Below are 24,817 nucleotides of genomic sequence, written 5' to 3'. Positions count from 1 at the left end.
AGGTTATTGTCAACCCATAAAATGGAACCGCTCCCATGAAAATGGGGTTTAAGAATTTAATTATTATTAAATCGAAACCAAAGCATTCAAATTCTCTCTAATCGACTGTGTCATTATTTAGATGACAACGCAGTTTGACTAGATGACAAAAATAGAACCCAAAGTTACCAATAAGGGAACAGTAATGCTTAATGAATTAAAACGTATTGCCATATTTAATAAAGTGGTCGAATGTGGTTCCTTCACATTAGCAGGAGAGTCACTCGGCATGGGGAAATCCAAAGTCAGTGAACAAGTCACGCTATTAGAAAAAAACTTAATGTGCGGCTACTTCACCGAACAACCAGAAAAATTAGTTTGACCACCGAGGGAAGCACTTTTTATCAATACAGCCGTGGCTTACTGAATATCGCTGATCAAGCACTGGGAGCAGTGAATCATTTAGCGTCAGAGATATCAGGAACAATTCGTATTGGAACGACGATTGACGTTGGAACCTTTCTGATCAATCCATTATTAAATGACTTTTATCAACAGTATCCACATGTCAATTTTGATCTTTGCTTAGATGATGGTCTGCAAGATATGGTCGAATCTAACCTCGATTTAGTGATTAGAATTGGTGAGTTGACGTCATCGTCGATGGTAGGCCGAGTGATTGCTCCTTTTGAATTAGGTATTTACGCCAGTCAAGATTATCTCAATAACGCCAAGCCGATCACTTGCCTAGACGATTTACAAGATCACGACTGGGTTTACCTCTCTCGGCTAAATTTACCGAATAATATTCTTACATTAACTAACCATAATGGGCAGGAGCAGCAAATAAAATTACAACCTAAACACACCAGTAATGCGCCGTTAGGTGTTATGGCCATGATTCAAAATGGATTAGGGATTGGCCCTATCGCTCATTTTTTAATTGATAAAATCCCCGGTCCATCACTCATTCGGTTATTTCCCGATTTTTACCAAGTCAGCACAACGATGAATATTCTCTACCCAAGTCGAAAAAATATTCCGCCTCGTGTACGGTGCTTTATTGATTATTTGATAGCATCACTCAAAGTATGATGGAGAATAAACAACCCGACTATTTTGCCTCATAAAATGAGTCGTCGGTAACATCACTGGCGTTTTAGATAGTCGATGAGTAGCAAAGAAATAAGCAAATCATTTGCGCCACCATCAACTGTCTGTTGGTGAGGACGATCATCGTCCTCACCGCTTAAAGCTCAGGTTGCACTGATAAACCATTCGATATTGCCTCGATACTGGTTGCTAACCACGCATTCAAATCAAGTAAACCATTGATTGAATGAATGTAGCTATCTGGACGTATTAATAACGCTTGGTCAGTGTATGGATTTTGACTTGTCCAATAAGGAGCATACTCTGCCCGCGAGCCAATTCGAATCACCTTAATAAACTCTGGCAGATTCAACTCATAATCGGTATCACTTGCGATCAATAATGTCCATTGACGATAATCCAGCAATGAATAAAGCCGAGTTTTTTGCGTTGGCGTATTGAATACAAAATCAAATATCCGCGTACCGACTAATCCTTGTTCACCATAACGAATGCCCATTCCGGTAATATTGCCCGAACGCTTCTCGACTATTTTCACGTAATCTTGCGCATGAGTATTCGTTGCAGAAAACTTGGTCGAGCGCACTAACTCACCCGAGCTGGCAATTACACTCTGGGCAACGGGTTGACGCTCCTCTTGATAGCTGGTTAGCAGTGACTCATTCGTATGACCTTTTAGGGCCATGTTCAGTTTCCAGATCAAATTAAACGCATCGGCTAATCCGGTATTCAAACCTTGCCCGCCATTGACAGAATGAACATGACAAGCATCTCCGGCTAAAAAGAGGCGATTTTCTATGTCATAACGCTCAGCAACGGACTCTTTAACCGCAAATTGAGAGAACCACACTCTCTTTTTAAACCTTAATTGATGTGGTGCCATGGCACGATTAATTTTTTCAATCACTTGCTCTACGGTAAAGTCATGCGTATCCATTCGGACATAAAAACGGTCGATGTCACCTTCACGAGGAATCCACGCGACATCCGAAGTCTCTGCTTGAAAGACGATGATTTCCGGAACTTTGGGGAAGTCACTGTCAATAACGCCGTCAATCACAGCCCAAATAATTTCCGGACGCACTATCTGGAAGGGAATAGTGAACCGCTGGCGAACAAACGACTGAGCGCCATCGGCACCAATCACAAAACGCGACTCAATGATCTCGCCATTGGTTAACTCGGTCAGGCAATTCTCTGGATGAATAACAATATCCTTCACCGATGTTTGACGCCATACTGGGGCATTCAATGACGTGAGTTTATCGTCCAGTAGCTGCTCAAGATAAGACTGACCAAGCATCAAAAAATGCGGATGCAAGCAGCCTTCCAACGCTTCCCACCATGAAGATTGGCGGGAAATAAATTGTCCATCTGCCCATACGGAACTGGTATTGCAAGGCTTACCCAGTGGATACAGCGGCTCAAAAAGATCGACAATTTCTAATAATTGTAACGTTCTCGCATTAAGCGCATCAGCACGACCAACCTGTAATGGCTCTGACGATTTATCAATGATAACCGTACTCAATCCACATCGCTGCGCTAAGTAAGCGCTCATTAAACCAACCGGACCTGCACCAATAATAACAATATCAACTACTCTTGCGGACATTCGTACGACTCCAAACTAGGGTTATGGTAAGGCGGATTGCTTAAAACCTGCACACGACGAATATGCCGTGGGGTATGTGATGTGAAAGCCTCGCGGCCATGTAATAAAGAGAAGTTATCAGTAATAACAATGTCCCCTGACTGCCACTCATGTGCATAGAAGTTGCGTGGGTCATACAAAGCGCGGCGTAAACTTTGATGGCACGCCATTGCTTCGCTACCTGAAATGCCCGATAACGTAACATCTGGTGGATTAAGTAAATCACCATTGTCGACCACATGGGGTTCGTTATAACGAATGACGTCATAGCCTTTATATGGATGAGGCATCACGATGGGAGAAACCGTTTTACTGTGATAAAACTCCATTTTACGTTGATAGTGTCCCGTCACTTTCCGCCATAATGAGCGCTCCTGCTCCGAAGCATTGTCTAAGGCAAGCATGGTATGACAAAACGTTGTCCGTCCACCATTACCGGGTAAGGGAGCCTCGACACATTGGAAAATCTGATATTCCGGTACTTGCGGACGATACATACCATCCCAATGCATCGGCATGTAACTGCTGTCGAAAATATGATCTTCGGGCTGCTCTTTTTGAATCAGCTCAAGTACTCGGCCAAACGGCCATATGCTCACTTCTCCCCATTGCTCACAATAATCAGCAAAATCTTCAGCCTGTTCAAAAACCGTAAAGCCCCGTAAGAGCACGAGCTGATGACGCTCAAACAGATGACGTAAGCTCGATATATCAAGCTCAACAACATGGGTAGAAGAGTGTTGCGCTTCAACCATAACCCCAAAAGGGTCGAGTGACGTTATTTTATAAGGCATTTCAACGGTCTCCATACTGGGTTAGTCAATACTTCTCCGTCAGATTATTCGCCTTCTGTATCGTATTGACTAGACAGCCAAAATAGAACCCATCGTTACTGATCAAGGAACAATCGCCTGAATATGAACACACGATGCGATTGAGATAAACGACGAGGCCCAAACAACGACGGCTTCAATCAATCAAGTTAACCGCGTCTTTCATCGTTCTGAAATGAAGATGATTTGTTGAGAGCAAACACCAAGTCGCTACTGTATCTGCCTGACAAAAATGGTAGTTGACCGTCACTCTCGAATTGAGAACCTCAAGTAAAAAAGGAGAAAACTGAAATTGTAATGTCTTTTGTTTTTGATCCACAGTAATCAACTGTACACAGTCAAAATCTAAAACTTGTTTTACAAAAGGAAAAATCGCTTTATAAATCGACTCTTTCGCGGAAAAAACAAGGGTTAAGAACGATTGAAATTCGTCAAACTGTTCTGCGAAAACCATCTCACCCTCTGACAACACCTGATTGGTAATTTCTTTAGCAAATTGCGTAGTGATGACTTTCTCAATATCTATTCCAACTGAGATACATTCGTCGCTTTGAAATCCGACGGCTGAAACGGCATAGCCCAAACAATGGGAAATAGACCCAACTATCCCAGTCGGCCACATCGGTTGCCGATGTTCTCCGATTTTAATACTCACTACGCGAGAACCCATCAATTGATTCAGCCCACGTTGTGCACATACTCTACCGGCCAAGAACTCACATTTTCGCTTCAATACCGCTTGATTTAAGGTGTGAGGTAACTCGGTATACTCCATTAACATGGTATTGATGAAGTGATACGAATAATCCACGGTTAAGAAATGGATTTCTAAAAAACTAGGCAAGTTTGGAATAAACATGAGTATTTCTATCCAGCCAGCAAATGACAATGGTTAGTATTAATATTTATAATGCAATAAAAACAATGTGTTATATATACTAGGACGCATTTCCCCATTTTCCTACCTCTTCTGAATATTGACAAATTACCGTTAGTCTCACACTATACCCCAAACGCAATGATAATAGTTATCATTAACAAATGTGGGACAATAGAAAACCACAGATTAGCTCGATTTGGAAACGCCCATGCACTCTATAACCGACGTCATCAATGCTTCAACCTTCTCCCCTTTGCCCGATATTGGCGTATCGTTAACCAATACTTCCGTGGATGAACGACTGTATCGCTTTGTTAAAAAACAAAGAGAGGAAATTAAGCGTATTATCTGTGGGGAGGATTCTCGTCTCTTAGTCATTATTGGCCCATGCTCGATCCATGATCCTAAAGCAGCCCTAGAATACGCGATGCAGCTCGCCAAAATTCAAGAAAAATATCGTGATAGCTTAAAAATCGTGATGAGAACTTATTTTGAAAAGCCACGAACCCGCAGAGGATGGAAAGGATACATCGTTGATCCTAACTTAAACGGCCAATTTGATTTAGTTCAAGGCCTGTATCGCAGTAGAAAGCTGCTGAAATCGATACTTGAACTTGGAATCCCAACGGCTACAGAGTTTCTTGACACCAATATCGCACCTTACATCGCTGATTTGATCTGCTGGGGAGCAATTGGAGCAAGGACAACAGAATCACAACCACACCGCCAACTCGCCTCTGGATTAGATTGCCCAATCGGATTCAAAAATGGGACCGATGGCAATACCGCAATCTCTATTGATGCGATTCACGCAGCACAAGATAATCATGTACTGATTGTGTCATCAGCTGATGGCACCCCAATGGCCGCACACACAGTAGGCAATAAACATTGTCACATTATTTTTCGTGGTGGCTTAACTCCCAATTATTCAAGCGAACATATAAAAAATACAGCTGAACACTTAGAGTCCAACAATCTTAGCCCTAGACTGATTGTTGACTGCAGTCACGGGAACAGCAGTAAAATTGCTAAAAATCAATTGAAAGTGGTGAAAGATATCGCTACCCAGCTCATTGATGGAGAACAAAATATAGCAGGGGTGATGTGTGAAAGTTTCTTAAAAGGTGGAAATCAAAGACTTGATCAGACTCTCGTTTATGGTAAATCGATAACCGATGAATGCCTAGACTGGGAAGACAGCACTGTTTTCCTAGACACACTTGCTCAGGCAGTAGAGTATTATCGTAAAGTACACTGTCTTCAATCAGAAATCGCTTAATAAAACAGGCTCTAAGAGCCTGTTTTATTTTGACTTTTTAATATTGTCGAATAATTAATTATCGAGCGTTGCGCCGCCATCTACTCGTAAGTCATGCATAGTAATTTGACGCGCAGAGTCTGACATGAGGAAAAGCACCGTATTCGCTATATCAGCAGGTTCAGCCATCCTTCCCAATGGAATACCTAGACGATATTGAGCAAGATTTCCTTCAATCACTTGTTGCTCACCGTAACTTTCATTCCAAAGCTGTGTCTGCATTTCTGTTCTCGTAGAACCTGGGCTGACTATATTGCAGCGAATACCGAATTCTGCCAACTCTAATGCACAGCACTTGACTAACAGATGCAAGGCAGATTTTGATGCTGCATATCCACCAATATTCATTCTTGGCGTATTAGCGGAATTTGAACCAATAACCACAATATTTCCCGACTTCCGTTGTTTCATTCCCTTGGCTACATTCTGAATAATGCTCATGGCAGCAAAAGTATTAACCTCAAACATTTTCCTAATTTCTTCAATAGGCATTGAAGAAACACTCCCGATGCTTAATATTCCCGCACAGCTGACTAAATGATCAAAACGATACTGACGACAAAGCTGCGCAACTTTCTGATCTAATTGACTATCAAGCAAATCAATCGCATAACAATCGAGCTGATCAGCATACTGTCGTTGCAGAGAGGCCAAATGTTCATCAAGCTTGTCAATGCATCGATCGGTTGCAACCACTCTATACCCTTCGATGAGCAGTCGTTCCAATACCGCATACCCAATACCTTGGCTTGATCCTGTTAGCAATACTGTTTGATTGTTCTGATTCAACCTAACATCTCCTCTTTTATATTAACCACCCACCAAACAAGATCGATTACCATTTGAAACTGATAATCGTTATCATGTATAATCTTACAATGTATTGCGTATGAAACAAATAGCAAATATTTGCCACCTTTGTGAATGAGGTCATTATGAAACGCGAAGTTGTCGGATTCTCCAGAATGGCTGAAGAACTGTTGAGCCAAGAACTAGAAACTGCCCCTTTTTTCTTTGCATCGCCACATAACTCAATGCTGGGTGTGGGTATTGAGCAACAACTCGATCAAGCTATTCCATTTTCTGAGCTAGCTCTTCGTGCTAACCAAATGCTCGAACAGGTGAAAAAATCAGAGAATGATAATCCTGTATTGTTTGCTATCGTACCGTTTGATGAAAAGACTCCAACTAAGTTTTTTATCCCTGAGAAGCTGTATATCTCCAGTAGTGCACGAGAACGTAAAAATAATAAGGTTGGCGCAAACAAGGCGACGGTCATTTCTCCCCCTACAGGCAACGACTATAAACAGGGTGTCGCAACCTTGTTAAACCTGTTTAATACTACCGATCTTTCTAAAGTCGTACTGTCTCGATCAGTGCGAATAGCCACCGATCAAATCATTGATCAAAACGCATTACTACGAAACTTACTTGCCATTAATTCTCTCGGTTATACTTTTGCTGTCGATATTGGAAAAGAAACTAAGCTGATGGGGGCAAGCCCAGAATTGCTATTGGCGAAAAAAGGTGGGCATGTGGTTTCCAATCCACTCGCAGGCTCACGTCCAAAATCAATCAATGAATCCGATAACCAGATATCTCACACTTCTTTACTCGACACTCAGAAAGACTTAAATGAACATAGCTTTGTCGTGGAAGAAGTTGAAAAAGTACTCAGCGGCTACTGCCGTAATCTCTTTACCCCCATGGTGCCATCTGTGATCGAAACGGAAACGATGCTCCACCTCTCAACGAGATTAGAAGGCCAAGCTATTGATCCAGATATAAACTCACTTCAAATTGCGGCAGAACTTCATCCGACACCAGCGGTATGTGGCTTCCCAAGGCACTCGGCTTATCAAGCGATTAAACAGATTGAAAAGTTTGAACGTGGTTATTTCTGCGGGATGATTGGCTGGTGTGACGCGCGAGGCAATGGTGAGTGGGTTGTGACCATTCGTTGTGCTGAAGTTAGCCAACGAGAAATGTGTATTTTTGCTGGTGCTGGAATCGTCCACGAATCATCGCCACAAAGTGAACTTGAAGAAACAGGCGCAAAAATGAGTACCATTTTAAAAGCTGCCGGGATAAAGATTGACGAATTACTTACGGCATAAGGGCGTTCTATGATTTCTTCGACTTCAACACCATTAGACTTTACACCTTGGCCTACTGACTATGAGCAGTACTACCGTAAACAAGGATACTGGCAAGATCGTACACTATTTGATTGCTTATCGGTAACGACGGTCCAATCACCGGACGCCATCGCCTTAGTATGTCAGGATCAGCAATATACTTATCAACAGCTTCAAAATAATATTGCCCAACTCTCAAAAGGCTTTTCTGCTCTGGGCCTCAGTGCTGGTGATAACGTTGTATTACAGATGATCAATGAAGCTGAATTTTTCTTCTGCTTTTTTGCTCTCACCATGAAAGGGATCAAGCCCATTCTTGCATTACCAGCACATCGTCATAACGAGTTGAACTATTTCTGCCAGCACGCTGAAGCAAAGGCTTATATTTTTTCTGATCAAATCGCAAATGTTGATACACAAAAACAAGCCCTATTGTTACTTGAAACTTGTCCATCACTAAAATTCGCTATTACATCAGGTAAAAGCACTTATAGCGATATTCAATCGCTCAATACTCTTTACTTGGATGCCTGTTACCAACAAAACAGTAAAGCAGAAGATGTCGCTTTTTATCAGTTGTCAGGCGGAACAACCGGCACACCAAAATTGATACCGAGAACCCATAATGACTATGTCTATAGTGTAATAGGCAGCATCGAGATTTGTCAGTTTAACTCAAGTACCAAATACTTATGCGTACTACCTGTGGCGCATAATTTCCCACTGAGCTCGCCTGGCTCATTAGGGGTACTGTTTTCCGGCGGCTGCGTGATACTCAGTCAAGATTCATCGCCTAAAGCCGCATTTGACTTAATAGAACGCCACAAAGTGACGGTATCAGCGCTCGTTCCTCCTTTAGCCTTACTATGGATGCAATACGCACCTTCAGCTAACGAGGACATTTCTAGTTTAAAGCTAGTGCAAGTCGGTGGTGCTAAATTCAGTCAAAGTGCAGCACAACAGTTACCAGAAAAACTAGGTTGTCAATTACAGCAAGTATTCGGTATGGCAGAAGGCCTCGTCAATTACACGCGTTTGGATGACCCCATCGACGTTATTGTTTCAACCCAAGGGCGGCCTATTTCCCCCGATGACGAAATACTGGTGCTCAATGAAGACGGTAAGCCGGTCCCCCCTGGTCAGGAAGGTCAACTCCTGACCCGAGGTCCATATACCATTCGCGGTTACTACCGAGCACAAGAACATAACCAACGCGCTTTCAATCATCAAGGGTTCTATTCTACTGGCGATTTAGTCAAGCTGACTCCAGAGGGTAATATCATTGTCACTGGACGCGATAAAGATCAGATCAACCGTGGTGGAGAAAAGATTGCAGCAGAAGAAGTCGAAAATCTATTATTACAGCATCCAGATGTACATGATGTGGCACTAATTGCCGTTCAAGACGAATTTCTAGGAGAGCGTAGCTGCGCGATTATTGTTTTAAATCAAGAAAAAGCACTTAAACCAATCATGCTCAAACGTTTTCTGCATGCCAAAGGGCTAGCTGAATACAAAATTCCTGATCAAATCCGATTTATCGATAAATTACCCAAAACACCTGTCGGTAAAATTAACAAAAAGCAACTGAGAGAACAATTCTCAACAAACTAAAGAAACACTAAAAAACCGATTTCGGATGAAATCGGTTTTTTATAATAATGGTACGGCTAGGCTATTTCGTAATTCTTAGCTTTTTCAATCGTTTGCCACCATTCTCTCAATGTCACTTTCTTAATAATTTCAGAGAAGGCGATATTGGCGCCTTGATTTCGCCAACCTTCGAATAATCTCATGGCACGAATCGAGTCCAAACCAATCAGTATCAAATTTTCATCAACGTCTACATCTTCTATATCGAGATCTAACATTTCTGCGATATCTTTTTGCATCACTTCTAGACTGAGCGGTGCCACGAATTGAATGCTGTGATGAATTTCTTCAATCACGCGTTGCGTAGACTTCACACTACCAGCTCGGCCAGTAATGTACGCAAGCATCTGCTGGTGCTCTGCCAATGAAAAGTCGGCTACGGCATCACCGACCACAAAAGGCTTAATATCTAGCATAAATGCATCAAGAGCCGTTGAAAGAATACCAATATGAGCGTAAACACCCACGATAATCAGTTGATCGCGACCCGTTTCATTCATCCACTCTAGCAATGGCGTTTTCTTAAAAGCGCTATAACGCCACTTAGTGTAAGTAATATCCTCTTCTTTCGGCGCGACATCTGAAATAATTTCTGTATCTTGGGTCAATCCTGTCCCCCAAAAATCTGTTAATAATGCGCGCTCTTCTGGATCTTGATTCGCTGGCTGAGCCGTGTATACCACGGGAATATTAGCCAAACCGGCGGCTTGTTTTATTAATTGAATATTCTTTATCAACTCAGGGATAGGGGCCTCGGCCCTATCAAAGAAATTAATAAAGTAATTCTGCATATCATGCACCAATAGCACGGCTTTCTTGGCATCTAGCTGCCAGTTTACCTTGTTGGCTGGAAACGAATCACTTGAGGGTATGTGGTACGCTGCTATCTTAGGAATGGCCATTGTTACTATCCTTGTGGAGAAAAGTTGCTGACTTACTGACGTTCAACATACATAGGCATATGAACAAAGTCGTTCTAATTTGTGTTGCACCGCAAAGCAAATGCTAACAATTATCATTAGCGAGATAATAGACAACCATTCCATTTAAATCAATTGATAATGATAGTGATTCGCAATACATTATCGACTATTCCCCCAAACAACCTGACGTGACCGCGAGACGGTCAATCAGTACCGATGAACATTGATAACGATGTGACGAGAACGAACATACCCAACAAGGGGAGAATATAACGGTGTTACTGCTAGACCATATTAAAGAAAACCCTACGCACAATAACCATTGGAGATCCTTATGCGTCGCTTATCATTTCTCATGTTCGGAATTATTGTTACCCTTGGCATAATAGGATGTAACGACAACACAGAAACCCATTTATCTCCCAGAGACCTAACCATTTCCCAGGGCTGGCCTAAAACGATTTCGAGTAGTTATGGTGAAGTTGTCCTTAGCGAACCACCAAAACGAATCGTTTCTACCAGCGTCTCGATAACAGGAACCTTGCTGGCTATTGATGCTCCACTGATTGCTTCAGGAGGTACTGGCCCAAACACTCTCGTAGCCGATGAAAATGGGTTTTTTCATCAGTGGAGCCAAGTTGCTTCCGATCGTAGTATTAAATCTTTGTATCAAGGCGCGGCGAATGCAGAGGCGATCGCCAAAGAGCAGCCTGATTTGATTATCGTTGCCGCAACAGGCGGAGACTCAGCGGTGAAACTCTACCAACAATTCTCAGTCATCGCTCCTACTCTTGTTGTCAATTATGATGATAAGAGTTGGCAAGAACTGGCACGATTATTAGCTTCTATCACCGACAGAGAACAACAAGCTGAAGCCGCGATCAGAAGGTTTGATGCCAAACTTACCGCATTAAGAGATAAAATATCACTACCACCTCAACCTGTCTCAGCGATGGTGTACTATGGCGATGATCGCGGCGGAAACTTCTGGACAGAAAGCTCAGCTCAGGGACAAATTCTAAACGCGTTAGGGTTTATCATAAGCCCGCTTCCAGATAGGCTTAAAAACAACCATCAAATGGGAAAACGTAAAGATATTGTTCCGGTCAACGGAGAACACTTTGCTGATGCCATTACTGGCCGCTCTATTTTGTTATTTTCCGCCGATGACACCGCTATCGAACGAGTAAAAAACAACAAATTCATCGCCTACTTACCCGTGATCAAACAAGGAAATATTTTTCCAATGGGCAATGATTCTTTCCGGCTCGACTACTATAGCTCGATGAATTTACTGACCACTCTAGAATCTGCATTTACTCCCAGAGACTTAGAGATGCCAGTAGGCGGTAAGTGAGTTTATCGCCAATCACATAGACAGACGATGCGATTAACGTAAACGAACGCAGCCAACACCACTGCACCTCCAAGCAAAAAGAGGGCATGCCCTGATATCGCCTCACATAAGGCGGTATCCGTTAACTTGATGCCACTTGTGAGCAATCCGTTAATTTTTCTGGAGGCGCTAAGGCAGGATCAAATAATGTTGCTTGGCGTAGCGAACGAAATGCAATCACCATCAATATACCCATTCCAGTCGCCCCTAATCCAAAACTCAAAATTGACATCGCTGGAGCCATAACTTTACCCAATGCTCCTAGTCCTAACGCACCGACAGAGTCACCACTGACATTTTGTGCCGTCCATAAACTACTGACCCGTCCCAACAAGTGATCAGGCGTATGGCCCTGTACTATTGAATATTGGATCAAAGACGCCACAGAACCTAAATAGCCATAGACCACCAACACCGCGAGAAACAACCAGAAGTTGCCCGCTAATCCCATCAAGACTATCGATAAAAAGGTACCCATTGTCGAATAAACCATGACCATGCCTGGCTTAGGTGACATTTTCACCCATCCAGAAGTTAACGCCCCTATCATTGCACCGAGGGGAATGGCTGAATACATTAAACCGACATTCGTAGCATTACCGGTAAACGTCTCTAAAGCCAAAACTGGAAACATGACTCTAACCGCCGTTGCTAACGTTTCTAACGTACCAAACACCACAACACAGCCAACAACTTTGTTGGAAAATAAAAACCTCACCCCCTCATACAACGAGAGTAATGGATTCTCCGGTGTCTGATGAGTCGCTTTCATTTTAGGCAATTTAAACAAAGGGATTAGGGTACCTAATGTGCCAATAGAGGCGGCTAAGTAGTTCCAACTCACATCACCAAACGAAATGATAAGCCCTCCGATCGCTGGAGAAAGAACCATCCCAATGCGCACAGTTAACATACTCAAAGCCGCTGCGGCGGGTAGGTTTTCTCGACCGACAATCACCGGTAGAGAAGCCATCAAAGCCGTCATACCCATCGCACCAAAAAAACCATCCCACACAGAAAGTATATAAAGCGCAGCCAATGATGAATTAGCCAATAAACTGTTCAGTGCTAATGCACCAAAACCGATTCCGCAGGTCGCGCGGGCAATCAAAATCAATTTTCTTCGGTCGTATTTATCGGCCAGTACACCACCAATGAGTAGTCCGACAAACATACCTATACCATCTAAGGCCATAATTAGACCGACTTGCAGGGTTGACCCCGTCATTTGATGGATCTGGATTGGAACAGCAACGGTCATCATTCCTAAAGCAAGAACTGACATCATTCGAGCAATGAATACCATTCTAAAATGGGGGTTTTCTTTGAGCAGGCTAAAATCTAATAGTAATTGGGAGGTTTTCATATTTTTACGTCGAAAGTTGAGGAAACAAAAAGTAGCTCTGAGCTATAAAAGCTTAAAACTTGAACATTCTAACCACTAGAATATAATAACGCCAATGATAATAATTATTATTGGTATTTGTAGTGAGTGTATTTCCACAATTGAGTGCGAACCAACAGGTTCTCAAAACATCCGTACTGAGTACTCTGTTTTCTAACCGACTATCGAGTCAATTGAGTAAGTTCATTTCTCTTACCGTTGCCCTGTTTATTGTCTGTATAGCGAGTTTATTTATTGGGGCAAAAAGCATCCCACCCAGTGTTGTCATTGATGTATTGCTATCCCAAACTATCTCTACTGACAGCCTTATTATTATAGAAAGCCGCCTACCTAGAACATTGACCGGCTTATTCGTCGGATCGGCTTTGGCTGTCGCTGGCTGCTTGATTCAATCCATCACCCGCAATCCTCTTGCTGACCCTGGGATTCTTGGGGTCAACTCAGGGGCAAGTTTCTTTGTCTTAGTTGGCGTGGTCGTATTAGGCAATCAAAGTATGTCAGAACATCTTTGGTTAGCGTTCTTAGGGGCAATGATCACGAGTATTTTTGTGTATTTAATCGGAACATACAAAGAAGCCAAAGTTAACCCTCTTAAGATGACGTTAGCCGGGGTGGCTATCGGAGCTCTACTTGCGGGCGTTTCTTCTTCAATCACTCTGGTCAATCCCATCGCGTTCGACGAAATGCGCTTTTGGGACGCGGGCTCATTAGATATCCGAGATCTTTCACTCGTCTCAATGGCTATTTTTCCTATCCTAGTTGGCATTATCGCAGCGATAATCATCGCCCCAGCTTTAGATAATATTTCTCTCGGTGAAGACATTGCACAAACATTAGGAACAAACGTCAAGTTCGTACAACTTACCGCGTTATTTGCTATTGCGTTACTGTGTGGAAGCTCGACAGCGATCGCAGGCCCGATCGGCTTTATTGGCCTCATGATCCCGCATATCGCTCGTCGTTTGTCAGGCCCCCATCAGTTATGGTTGACCCTATATTCGATCGTACTCGGACCTTTGCTGATCATCAGTGCCGATATTATTGGCCGAATTATTGCCCCCAATGAAATTCGTGTTTCTATTATGACCGCTTTTGTAGGGGCCCCTGTTTTGATTTATTTGGCTCGTAAAGTCACCACTTTTGGTAAACAATAATGCAACCATCCAATACTATTTTGCTAGGTAGCCAAAATGGCTGGCTGAATATCCTTATCTCAAAACGCTCGCTCAAATGGTCTTTAGTTTTATTCTGCTTCACCATCATCGTCGCAGCTTTTGCGCTCTCAACTGGGCAGTTACAGACCTCCTTTACTGAGCTGTCACAAGTACTTCTTGGCAAAGGGGAAAAGTTTCTTACTGCCGTCATCCTTGAATGGCGACTACCGCGTCTCACCTCCGGACTCATCTTTGGTGCCGCTCTCGGGGTGAGTGGTGCTTTGTTTCAATCCTTAATCCGTAATCCATTAGGCAGTCCAGATATTATTGGATTCAATACTGGTGCTTATACTGGTGCACTTGTTGTCATTATTCTGATTGGAGGCAGTTATTTCCAGATAGCTTTAGGTGCGATTATCGGCGGTATTGTCTGCTCAGGTGTGGTTTATTTACTGGCCTTTAAGCACGGTATCGAAGGTTTTCGTCTTATCATCATCGGTATTGGTATCAGTGCAATGTTAAGCGCTTTGAATACTTGGATGATGGTTTCAAGTAGCCTAGAAACTGCGATGACCGCCGCCCTGTGGGGAGCAGGCTCTCTTAACGGGTTGAGTTGGAAGCAAATTATCCCTTCATTATCATTTATATTAGTGGCTTTGATCGCAGCAGCCATGCTGACACGAAAAATGAACATACTAGAAATGGGCGATGACAGTGCAAAGATTCTGGGAATCAGTAGCGAAAAAACACGCCAACTCGCCCTATTATTCGGTGTCATTTTAACCGCAGCTGTAACCGCCACAACTGGCCCTATCTCTTTCATTTCTCTTGTTGCGCCACAATTGGTGAAAAAGTTGATGAAGGAAGGGGGAGTCGCCCTCATTCCGTCTGCATTAATGGGGGCAATGCTGCTTACTTTATCAGACTTTATCGCTGCTAATTTATTTGCCCCTAATCAATTGCCTGTCGGAGTTGTCACCATCAGTATTGGTGGTTGCTATCTGATATATCTTTTAATTCAACAATCCGGAAGCTGATGTTTTGGTAAATACACTACAATCCATATTTGAAGAGAGCCGTTTGCAAGCCAAAAATATCACGCTCGCTTATCAAGATACTCAGATCACTCATGGACTATCGCTTGACATACCAGATAAGCAATTTACCGTTATCCTTGGACCCAATGGCTGTGGTAAATCGACTTTACTGCGCGGGCTAAGTAAACTGCTCTCCCCCAGTGAAGGAAAAATTTGCTTCGATGGTAAGAACCTCGAACGATATCCACGAAAAGAATTAGCCAAAATACTCAGTTTGCTCCCTCAATCTGCCATCGCACCAACAGGTATCACTGTGCATGAACTGGTCGCAAGAGGACGCTTTCCCCATCAATCTTTTCTACGTCGCTGGACATTAGAGGATGAAAAAGCCGTCAAGGATGCCATTCAAGCGACCAATATAGAGGGATTACTGCAGCAAACGGTTGACTCTCTATCCGGCGGACAACGTCAACGTGTATGGGTAGCGATGGCTTTAGCACAGCAAACGCCCTACTTGTTATTGGATGAACCCACAACATACCTAGATATCGCCCATCAAATCGAGTTACTCAACCTGTTTAGAAAGCTAAATCGAGAAGAGAATCGCACCGTCGTTGCCGTACTGCATGACCTGAATCATTCTTGTCGCTACGCAGACCACTTGATTGTGATGAAGTCAGGCGCGATTATCGCCCAAGGTAGCCCAAAAGAAATCATTAGTGAAGCATTGATCCACCACGTCTATGGGTTACACAGCATTATTATTGATGACCCTCTAAGCCATACTCCCTTGATCATACCCAAGTCTTGATAACGAAAAAAACCGGCGTATGCCGGTTTTTCCTTATGCTTTGAGCGTCTTTTTCTCGGATAACAGTTGGTTAAGTTGCTCACCGATTTTTCCAACATGTTCGGATGTAATAATGTCTTCATGAGAGCAATCAAAGTAATACTTTTCTAGCCCTGTTATGAATGACTGCCAGTGCTGATCAATATCATAGCCTTGGGGTAGCGTTCTTTGAGCGACAAATAACTCCACTCTACCCTGATACTTTAATGATTGAGCCCCAGACAGCAACCGAACCGCATCCTCATAGTTGGCGGTGATGTCCTCAAACATCTTGGCTCTTTGCTGATCAAGTTCATCATCTGTTACATCATTGGTGGTAAGAAATCGCTCTTTCTCTCGTTGGATTTCATCCTGCACCTCTTCATTCATTGGTCCTTCCCAATCCTGCCCTTCGGGTGGATAAGTATCGAAAAGACAAAGAAAGGCCACCTCTTCACCTTGCTGCTGAAGCTGAGCAGCTAAGCTATGTGCCACATTGCCGCCAAATGAATAGCCCAATAGATGATAGGGTCCATGAGGCTGTATCGCCTTTAGGGCTTTCAGGTAAATATCACAAGCTTCTTGCATGTCTGCTCCCACCGCCATGGCCCCAGATGGGCGTGGAGATTGGAGACCAATAATAGGATAATGTCCTTGTAAATACTTCGGTAATCCTGTGTATTGCCAAGCAAAACCCGATGCTGAGTTGATGCAAAATAAAGCAGGCCCATGGCCTGCACGGATAGGAAGTACGTCTCCAAACCCTGCCAAGGTTGGATCATTACGAGCCTTATCATCAAGCAGTAATAACGCCAGTTTTTCCACCGTAGAATTGACCATGATTTGACCGACAGTAACTGGGACATTTAAGACTCGTCGAATGTCTGCTGCTAGCTTCATAGCCATTAAAGAGTGGCCGCCTAACGAGAAAAAATCATCTTCAGCAGACAGCGAGTCAATGCCTAACACATCAGCAAAAATACCTACTAGTTGGGTTTCTAAGCCAGGACGCGCTTTACGGCCTTCCCCTATCAGTATATCGCTAGGTAAAGGCAGCGCCTTACGATCTAACTTACCATTAGCGCTGAGAGGAAATGTCTCCATGATAATGATTGCGATGGGCACCATATGAGCAGGAAGGTAATCTGCCAAAGCAGCTTTAAGCGCTTCACCCTCGATATGGACATCTTCATTGAGAATCACGTAACCAACCAATTGACGCTCATCGGCTCCTGCCATACTTTTTTCTAAGCCGAAGACTTTGGCACAGACCAAGGCTTGCTTAACACTTGGCAAAGACTGAAGGGCGACTTCGATCTCACCGAGTTCAATTCGCTGACCTCGGATTTTTAGCTGCTCATCACTTCTTCCCAAATATTCTATTTTCCCTGACGGTAACCAACGGACGATATCCCCCGTCCGATACATGCGCTCTCCATGAGTAAACGGATTGGCTATAAATCTATCGGCGGTAAGTGAATGTCGATTAAGATAACCAATCGCCAGTTGTTCTCCAGCAAGATACAACTCACCAGGAACACCGAGAGGTGTTTCTCGCAGAAAGCTATCTAAGACATACAACTGCGTATTCCAAACTGGCAAGCCAATCGGTACGCTATTGCCAAAACTCTCGTCCAGTGATTCACCAAACGCTGGACAATAGGTCACATCAACAGCGGCTTCCGTCGGGCCGTACAGATTATGTAACGGTGCGTTAATCCACTTGGCATAGGCCGTCGATAAATCCTTAGATAACGCCTCACCCGAACAAAATACGCGCTGTAAACTTGGGGCGACGTTGCGCTCTTTATCCGAGTTCGCCGCTATCGACGCGATAAACGCAGCAAGCATTGAAGGAACAAAGTGCATCGTCGTGACTTGATAATCTTCAATAATCGACATAAGCCATTCTGGATCTTTATGCGATTCTGGTGGAGCCATAACTAAGGTTGCCCCCTGAATCAATGGCCAGAAGAACTCCCATACGGAAACATCGAAGCTACAAGGTGTTTTCTGTAGTACAACGTCTTTGTGATTAAGTTGATATTCGTGCTGCATCCATTGCAAACGGTTAATGATCGCTTGATGAGAAACCAGCACTCCTTTTGGATTACCTGTAGAACCTGAGGTATAAATAATGTACGCGCCATGTTCTGGGCGTAATGCTTGTTGTCTCGTTACATCGCTATATGGTGTGGCTTGTGGTAGTTCATCTAAGATAAAAAGCTCACCAAGATCGCTAAAACGCTCGCTATAATCAGAGGTAGTGATGATCAGTTTCGGCTTAGCATCGCTGATCATATAAGCCAATCTATCATCGGGGTAACTGACATCTAACGGAAGATAAGCGGCCCCAGATTCGATTATACTGTTAAGAGCAAGACTGAGTTTAACGCTTCTTGGTAGCGCAACGGCAACGATATCACCGATATTAATACCCTGATTAACCAATAAGTTAGTGATAGCAATGACGTATTCACGCATCTCTCGATAGCTGAAACTATATTCATTATCGACCAAGGCAACATGATCCGGTGTGCGCTCTGCCTGCTCGGTCATGAGCATGCCTAATGTACTATGACGAACTTCAGTTTCCGTCCGGTTAATACGCTGCTGAAGGACGGTTTCTTCCTCTAACCGTAAATCCAGTTGTGACAAGGGAATATCGGGCTCATCAATAATGGTTTGCAGTACTCTCTCAAAACGCTGCATGACTTGCTGTGCAATACCAATAGTGTCACGATACTCAAATAGAATATGGATTTGCTCACCAGGGAGAACCAGGATAGTCAATGGGTAGTGGGTATAGCCTCGGTTGTGAATGTGGGTAAGTTTCGCTCCCTGATAATCTCGTTGGTACCAATCAGAATGATCAGGGTAATTTTCCACCACTAATAAGGTATCAAATAATGTTTCGCCCCCCGCCAACTGCTGAATTTCACTCAAACCCAGTTCATCATGCTCAAGAAGCTGAATTTGAGTGTTCTGATGAGCTTGTAATTGTTGCAACAAGCTCTGTTTAGGATTCAGTTTCATACGCACGGGAATTGTATTGCTGAACAAACCAATGTGCTCATCAATGCCCTTTATATGCCCAAATCGACCAGAGATTGGCGTACCAAATACGATATCTTCTCGACCTGTTATGCTCCCCAAAATACATGACCAAATCCCTTGTACCAATGAATTGAACGTCAAACCATAACGACTTAAGCATTGGGTTAATTGCTGGGTTTGCTCTGCGCCAATGATCAATTCCCCCTCTTTTACACTATCCTCAACGGGGATATCTTCGAAGGCAATCGTTGGTGTCACGTCCTTCAGTACCTGTTGCCAAAGTGCTTGAGCGGGGGCTTTATCCCGCAGTTTAAGTTGATTGACGACATCTGCATATTGAGAGGATATCTGTGGCAGGTTTTGATTGTCTTGGCCATAGGCGGCAAGGAAATCAGCCAATAAAATAGGGGTTGACCAACCATCAACAACGAGATGATGAGCAGAAATAAATAAAGTGCTGTGATTGTCACCATGATGGATTAACGTCGCACCCAGTAATGATTCATTAGGGTTATTGAGATCAAATTGACGAACGAGTTCTTTCTTTTCCACTTGCTCAAGATACGCCTGTTGATATTGACGACTCTCTTTACGAATATCGATACACTTCAATGGCCAAGAAGCCATCGCTTGAGGAAGCAATTGAACGGTTCTTCCTAAAATCGAACTGTCGAATTTAGCCAGTAATTGCCGATGACGCATGATCACGGCATTCAGCGCTTGCTGAACTCGCTGCGGTACTATTGTACCGTTGAAGCTTAATCGGGTCGTTGAGTTGTAGTTACTTTTCTCATCTCCCAGTTGTGATTGAAACAATAAGCCCTCTTGCAGCGGTAAAGCGGGAAGAATATCGCTAAATGGGCCAAAGCGATGAGCTAACCTTTCTGCATCGTTGAGTGATACATCATCTTCAGTAAATTCAGCTGGAACCCGAAGGATCGCTTGTGGCTCTTGTTGCGCACTAAACCAATCCAGAATCGCTTCAAGTTGCTGAGTGATATGGTTGCCAATAACGCGAATCTCATCATGACTGAATTGCGCTTCATCCCAAGTCCAATTAAGAGCAAATTTGGTCTCTTGGTCACTCTCATCGACAAAAACATTCAGTTCTAACGGATGTAACAGAGCGTTATCGCTATTTAAAGAGACCGCTAACGTATCGGCAAACTTACCCTGCCGACGAATGGGAGTCCAGTTACCCTGTTCCTGCTCAAAACGTCCTAAGTAATTAAACAATAACGATGCTTGATTACGCTTAGATAATTCTGCAAGCTCATCACGATATACGTTATCTAAATATCTCAAAGACATATAACCTAAGCCTTTATCCTTGATGCGCCGCTTAGATTGTTTTACCTGTTTAAGTAACTCGACAAGGTCGCCGTCTTTAGGTAGAACAACGACGATTGGAAATTCAGTAGTAAACCAGCCTATGGTTTGCGTAAGGTTCAGTGCAGCGTCAAACTCTTCACGACCATGAGATTCTAAATTCAGCTTAATCGCTTCTTTTTGATAACACTTACCTAGTGCAGATGTCACCGCTGCCATCAATATCTCATCAATGTCGAGCACTCGGGATTCTTGGCAATAGCGAATAACATTTTGTGTTAGCTCTGTCGGTAACAATGCCCGATGATGAATAATACGGCCCTTTGCCGTTGACGGTTTTAACGGCTCAATAAAGCAAGACTCCTGCTCAATCCAACCTTTCGCTTGCTTCATCAACTGTGGTAAGTGTTGGTAGAGCGCTTGCGACCAAGTATTCAGTCCAGTAACCTCAAAGTTAAGATCAGGCTTGCTTCCATTGACTTGCGCGCGAACCAACATTTTTAACTGCGGCAATAAAATTCGCCAAGAGACCCCATCAATGATCAAGTGATGAGCAAGGATCATTAATCCACTTCGCCCTGCTCTATCAACAACATGGATCAGTTGGAGCATATTCCTGTTCGGCGCTAACCTTTGACCAAATTGTTCAAACATTTCATCAAGATCAACGTATTCCAGATCTTCAACTCGACTCGTTGTTAACCAAGAATCGGTATTTACCTTCTCCACTGGCTCAATACGGTAACCTTGATTTCGTTTCATCAAGCGGCAGGCAGAATAGTGAGCGACCAATTGCTTTAATCCAGCTTGAAGATGGACTAGCATCACATCGGGTTCGATCTCGACAAATACGCCTTGAACATAACTCGTGTTTTCAGCAAAGGTTTCTTCAAACCAGCGCCACATTGGTAGAGGCCGAATTTCCCCATCCTGATTGAGTGTACCTTGACGAGCAATACTAAGCGGTTTCATCAACGTTGCCATCACGCCTAACTGACGTGCCGCAAATACTTCTTTAGGGCGGAGCTCATAACCCACTTTCCGTAATAATGTGCCAAGGCCCATCGCAGAAATACTATCTCCTCCGAGAGCAAAGAAATCGTCCGACGTTCCAACCTTTGCTATTCCAAGTAGTTCAGCAATCGCATCGCATAAGACTTGCTCTTCTTGGGTAGTCGGAGCCACGCTCCCATGGCTAGACATAATCACAGGTTTAGGTAGTGACTTTCGGTCAATTTTACCGTTCACATTAAGAGGAAATTTATCGATGATCACTAAAGCGGCAGGCACCATGTATTCTGGCGCAGAGGAGGAAATATGGGCCAATAAGAGAGATTCATTTAACTCAGACCGATCCGGATTGACCAATGTACAGTACGCGATCAGTCGGTGAGACTCTCCATAACGCTCTGCCACCACCACGCTTGTTTCAACGCCATCAATAGCACTAATTATGCTTTCCACGTCAGCAAGCTCGATACGGAAACCACGAATTTTGACCTGATCGTCACTACGGCCAACAAAGTCCAACTGACCATTATCACGCCATTTCACTAAATCACCGGTTCTATACATGATTTGACCATGTGCAAAGGGATTAGCGATGAACCGCTCTGCTGTCATTCCAGCTTGATTTAAATACCCTTTTGCCAACCCGGCCCCAGCAAGATACAACTCACCAACCACACCAACAGCAACCGCATTTAATTGCTTGTCTAACACATAAGCTTGAGCGTTGAGTATTGGGCGACCAATAACGGGGGTGTCGTCGACGTTGAGTGATGCACTCACGGCATCAACGGTAAACTCGGTGGGGCCGTAGAAGTTTTCCACCAACAATTGCGGATAAGCTTTCACTCTCGACCAGAGTTTCTCTGGCACAGCTTCACTCCCGATTAACACTAGTGAAGGGACATGCTCAGCTTCCATCAATTGGTTATCAAGCATTTGACCCAATAATAGAGGGGGAAGATCTAATGCATCAATATGATCTTTTTTGACTTTTTCAGTTAATTCATAGGCATCTTTGCGTTGTTCATCATCGTACAGGTACAGTGAATGACCACAGAGCATCCAGAGCACTTGCTCCCAAGACGCATCAAATGAGAATGATGTCGTATGCGCAGCTCTCACTAGCACATCATTCTCAGCACATTGATATTTCTCAGCAAGACATCGAATGGTACGAGCAAAAATGGAATGCTGATGTGAATGTAATAAGTTTAGCAACGCACCATGAGTGTTCATTACCCCTTTCGGTTTACCCGTCGAGCCAGAGGTAAATACAATATAAGCGATATCTGAAGGATCAATATCAACCTTGATACGCTCAGTAACAGCTAGGCTGCCTAAATCAGTCAAAGAGATACAACGGGTAAGGTGATTCCACGGCAAGAGCTCAGCGTTTTCCACCATCACCCCCCATGGTTGGGCTTGTTCTAAAATGGTTTCGATACGTTCCTGGGGATATGCTAAATCAATAGGAAGGTAGACTGCCCCTACTCGTAGGATAGCCAACATTGTGATAATCGTGTCAGCACTACGAGGAATGGCGACACCAATGATATCACCTTTGCGAGCGCCCAATCCCTTAATCTGCTGGGCTTTATTTTCAACAGCTCTGTCTAGCTGAATAAAGCTCCAACTCTGTTGAGCAAATTTTAGCGCCTCGACATTAGGTTTCAATTTAACCTGTTGATCAAATACGGCTAACACTGTCTGAACTTGAGGTTTTTCATTCAGCGTCTTTCCTGTAGACCACCGAGCAATATTCGTTCGTTCATCCGTCGGAATAATATCCAGTGTATGCAAAGCGGTATCTGGATTACGGGCTATCTGTTCGACCATATAAGCGAAACGATGCGCATGCAAGGCCAGTGACTGTTCAGAGTACTTGGCAGCATTCCCGGTCAACGTTAAGCCCAGTTGGTTATTATTTAGCTGGGGAGAAAACTCAATATCATCAATGGGGCCGGCTGAAAGGATGTGCGTCCGGCCTTTTATTCCTGCCAAATGTATGTCTTCTTCAAAAGGTTTGTAATTAAGAATTGGTCCATACAAAACTTGCCCAACTTTGCCGAAATCTCGTTGAATTTGTTCGGCATCGTACATTTGATAACAACGAGCTTGGCGGATAACTTTATTCATCGACCTAGCAACATCAAACAGTGACATTATTGGATCGACGTTTACTGTCAACGGCAGAATATTGACGACGGCCCCTGATGAGCTCGCAGCGCAGCTACCCATTCGACGCATAAATGGGAAGCCCACACCAATATTTTGCTCTCCAGAAACTAAATGTAGGTAAGCAAATACCAATGCCATGGCAAGCTCTGAAGGCAGAATTTTATGACCTCCGCGATTAAGCCAATCGCCACCCTCTAATTCAATGTTGAATTTCTCAACGATATTCGCCGAGCTTTGTCTACCTCCGGTCACTAAACTGAGAGCTTCCGGTAATTGACGTGCCTGTTGTTGCCAAAAATGACGAGCCGCTTGATATTGTTCAGATTGATGAAAGTGCTGATGCTCATCGATAACCGCTTTGAAAGGAGTAAATGGGGTTGGCCCAGCGGTCCCCGCAACTAACCGATTATACTCGCTAACAATATAATCAGTGATGGCGTTAATGCTAAATCCATCAACATCAATATGATGATAACGTTGATACCATAGCCACTTGGTTTTGCTGTTATCACCCACATGAATTAAGCAATGTCGATACCTTGGTTTTGCCTCTTGTAAATTGATCGGAGTAACGAGATCCTCTTTCATCCATTCAAGAGCCGATTCATCAACAGAAGCCGCTTGCGAGAAATCCATGATCTCCAAAACGTTTTGAGCTTGCTTAGGCTCGATAATCCCCTGCTTAATTTCCCCATCAATCTCGAAATAGTGAAAATGTAGTGAATCAGCGGCAAAAATACCGCTATTAACAGCTTGGCTAAAGCATTCTAAATCAATCTCTCCATCAAGCTCGATGTAATGGGCGACGTTAAATTCTTCGGGTCTTAACATCAGTTGCTGCCCAAACCAAATACCCTGCTGAGTACCAATAAGAGGATACTGTTCTTCTGGTACTTGATGTTCTTTCATTCATCCATTCCTTAAAAT

Annotated in this window: 14 protein-coding genes and 1 pseudogene; 8 read left to right on the top strand and 7 right to left on the bottom strand. The window is 43.5% G+C overall.

The window, feature by feature from the left end; translation table 11 throughout:
• The first annotated feature begins 184 nt into the window (after nt 1-184).
• Nucleotides 185-1,074 (top strand): annotated as a pseudogene (locus VIB_RS14475) (LysR family transcriptional regulator).
• 154 nt (nt 1,075-1,228) lie between these two features.
• On the opposite strand, the gene VIB_RS14470 reads toward VIB_RS14475, so the two are convergent.
• From VIB_RS14470 to VIB_RS14460, 3 genes are all read right to left on the bottom strand, one after another.
• On the bottom strand, nt 1,229-2,707 hold the full coding sequence (locus VIB_RS14470) for an FAD-binding protein (protein WP_004396946.1): 1,479 nt from the start codon (nt 2,705-2,707) through the stop codon (nt 1,229-1,231).
• Nucleotides 2,692-3,540, bottom strand: coding sequence for a TauD/TfdA dioxygenase family protein (locus tag VIB_RS14465; protein WP_004396945.1), 849 nt, complete (start codon nt 3,538-3,540; stop codon nt 2,692-2,694). Before VIB_RS14465 ends, VIB_RS14470 begins: the two co-directional genes overlap by 16 nt.
• A 175-nt stretch (nt 3,541-3,715) precedes the next feature.
• The gene (locus VIB_RS14460) at nt 3,716-4,438 is read right to left on the bottom strand and encodes a 4'-phosphopantetheinyl transferase family protein (protein ID WP_004396944.1); all 723 of its coding nucleotides are present in this window, start codon (nt 4,436-4,438) and stop codon (nt 3,716-3,718) included.
• A 229-nt stretch (nt 4,439-4,667) separates the two neighbouring features.
• Here VIB_RS14460 and VIB_RS14455 point away from each other — a divergent pair, with 229 nt between their 5' ends.
• On the top strand, nt 4,668-5,741 hold the full coding sequence (locus tag VIB_RS14455) for a 3-deoxy-7-phosphoheptulonate synthase (RefSeq protein WP_004396943.1): 1,074 nt from the start codon (nt 4,668-4,670) through the stop codon (nt 5,739-5,741).
• A 54-nt stretch (nt 5,742-5,795) separates the two neighbouring features.
• On the opposite strand, the gene VIB_RS14450 is transcribed toward VIB_RS14455, so the two are convergent.
• Nucleotides 5,796-6,569, bottom strand: a complete 774-nt coding sequence (locus VIB_RS14450; RefSeq protein WP_004396942.1) for a 2,3-dihydro-2,3-dihydroxybenzoate dehydrogenase — start codon at nt 6,567-6,569, stop codon at nt 5,796-5,798.
• Nucleotides 6,570-6,715: 146 nt separating this feature from the next.
• On the opposite strand from VIB_RS14450, the gene VIB_RS14445 reads away from it, so the two are divergent.
• Entirely contained in the window at nt 6,716-7,897 is a 1,182-nt protein-coding gene (locus VIB_RS14445; protein WP_004396941.1) for an isochorismate synthase, read from the top strand.
• A 9-nt stretch (nt 7,898-7,906) separates the two neighbouring features.
• Nucleotides 7,907-9,532 carry a (2,3-dihydroxybenzoyl)adenylate synthase gene (locus VIB_RS14440; RefSeq protein ID WP_004396940.1) on the top strand — a complete coding sequence of 542 codons (1,626 nt, stop codon included), beginning with the start codon at nt 7,907-7,909 and terminating at the stop codon, nt 9,530-9,532.
• A 56-nt stretch (nt 9,533-9,588) separates the two neighbouring features.
• Here VIB_RS14440 and VIB_RS14435 read toward each other — a convergent pair whose 3' ends face one another.
• Nucleotides 9,589-10,473: an isochorismatase gene (locus VIB_RS14435; protein ID WP_004396939.1), complete on the bottom strand. Its 885-nt coding sequence runs from the start codon at nt 10,471-10,473 to the stop codon at nt 9,589-9,591.
• A gap of 355 nt (nt 10,474-10,828) precedes the next feature.
• Here VIB_RS14435 and fepB point away from each other — a divergent pair, with 355 nt between their 5' ends.
• Complete coding sequence (fepB, locus tag VIB_RS14430; RefSeq protein ID WP_004396938.1) at nt 10,829-11,851, top strand: Fe2+-enterobactin ABC transporter substrate-binding protein; 1,023 nt, start codon at nt 10,829-10,831, stop codon at nt 11,849-11,851.
• Between the two features lie 121 nt (nt 11,852-11,972).
• Here the strand turns inward: fepB and entS are convergent, their stop codons facing one another.
• Nucleotides 11,973-13,256, bottom strand: coding sequence for an enterobactin transporter EntS (gene entS, locus VIB_RS14425; protein ID WP_004396937.1), 1,284 nt, complete (start codon nt 13,254-13,256; stop codon nt 11,973-11,975).
• Nucleotides 13,257-13,378: 122 nt separating this feature from the next.
• Between entS and VIB_RS14420 the strand changes: the two genes are divergently transcribed.
• From VIB_RS14420 to VIB_RS14410, 3 genes are read left to right on the top strand one after another with little or no spacing between them, the layout of a single operon-like run.
• A complete protein-coding gene (locus VIB_RS14420; RefSeq protein WP_004396936.1) occupies nt 13,379-14,449 on the top strand; it encodes an iron chelate uptake ABC transporter family permease subunit in 1,071 nt (356 codons plus the stop codon).
• Complete coding sequence (gene fepG, locus VIB_RS14415) at nt 14,449-15,486, top strand: iron-enterobactin ABC transporter permease (RefSeq protein ID WP_004396935.1); 1,038 nt, start codon at nt 14,449-14,451, stop codon at nt 15,484-15,486. Before VIB_RS14420 ends, fepG begins: the two co-directional genes overlap by 1 nt.
• 4 nt (nt 15,487-15,490) lie before the next feature.
• Nucleotides 15,491-16,297, top strand: a complete 807-nt coding sequence (locus VIB_RS14410; protein WP_004396934.1) for an ABC transporter ATP-binding protein — start codon at nt 15,491-15,493, stop codon at nt 16,295-16,297.
• Nucleotides 16,298-16,330: 33 nt separating this feature from the next.
• On the opposite strand, the gene VIB_RS14405 is transcribed toward VIB_RS14410, so the two are convergent.
• Entirely contained in the window at nt 16,331-24,799 is an 8,469-nt protein-coding gene (locus VIB_RS14405; RefSeq protein WP_004396933.1) for an amino acid adenylation domain-containing protein, read from the bottom strand.
• Between the last annotated feature and the right edge of the window lie 18 nt (nt 24,800-24,817).

Source organism: Vibrio metschnikovii CIP 69.14 (assembly GCF_000176155.1).
GTDB classification, from domain to species: domain Bacteria; phylum Pseudomonadota; class Gammaproteobacteria; order Enterobacterales; family Vibrionaceae; genus Vibrio; species Vibrio metschnikovii.
This window is presented reverse-complemented; position numbering and strand designations above follow the sequence as displayed.

Coding starts and splice junctions, on each gene's coding strand:
- VIB_RS14465 (WP_004396945.1), bottom strand. CDS start 3,540: ATGCCTTATAAAATAACGTCACTCGACCCTTTTGGGGTTATGGTTGAA.
- VIB_RS14405 (WP_004396933.1), bottom strand. CDS start 24,799: ATGAAAGAACATCAAGTACCAGAAGAACAGTATCCTCTTATTGGTACT.
- VIB_RS14470 (WP_004396946.1), bottom strand. CDS start 2,707: ATGTCCGCAAGAGTAGTTGATATTGTTATTATTGGTGCAGGTCCGGTT.
- VIB_RS14435 (WP_004396939.1), bottom strand. CDS start 10,473: ATGGCCATTCCTAAGATAGCAGCGTACCACATACCCTCAAGTGATTCG.
- fepB (WP_004396938.1), top strand. CDS start 10,829: ATGCGTCGCTTATCATTTCTCATGTTCGGAATTATTGTTACCCTTGGC.
- entS (WP_004396937.1), bottom strand. CDS start 13,256: ATGAAAACCTCCCAATTACTATTAGATTTTAGCCTGCTCAAAGAAAAC.
- VIB_RS14440 (WP_004396940.1), top strand. CDS start 7,907: ATGATTTCTTCGACTTCAACACCATTAGACTTTACACCTTGGCCTACT.
- VIB_RS14460 (WP_004396944.1), bottom strand. CDS start 4,438: ATGTTTATTCCAAACTTGCCTAGTTTTTTAGAAATCCATTTCTTAACC.
- VIB_RS14455 (WP_004396943.1), top strand. CDS start 4,668: ATGCACTCTATAACCGACGTCATCAATGCTTCAACCTTCTCCCCTTTG.
- VIB_RS14445 (WP_004396941.1), top strand. CDS start 6,716: ATGAAACGCGAAGTTGTCGGATTCTCCAGAATGGCTGAAGAACTGTTG.
- fepG (WP_004396935.1), top strand. CDS start 14,449: ATGCAACCATCCAATACTATTTTGCTAGGTAGCCAAAATGGCTGGCTG.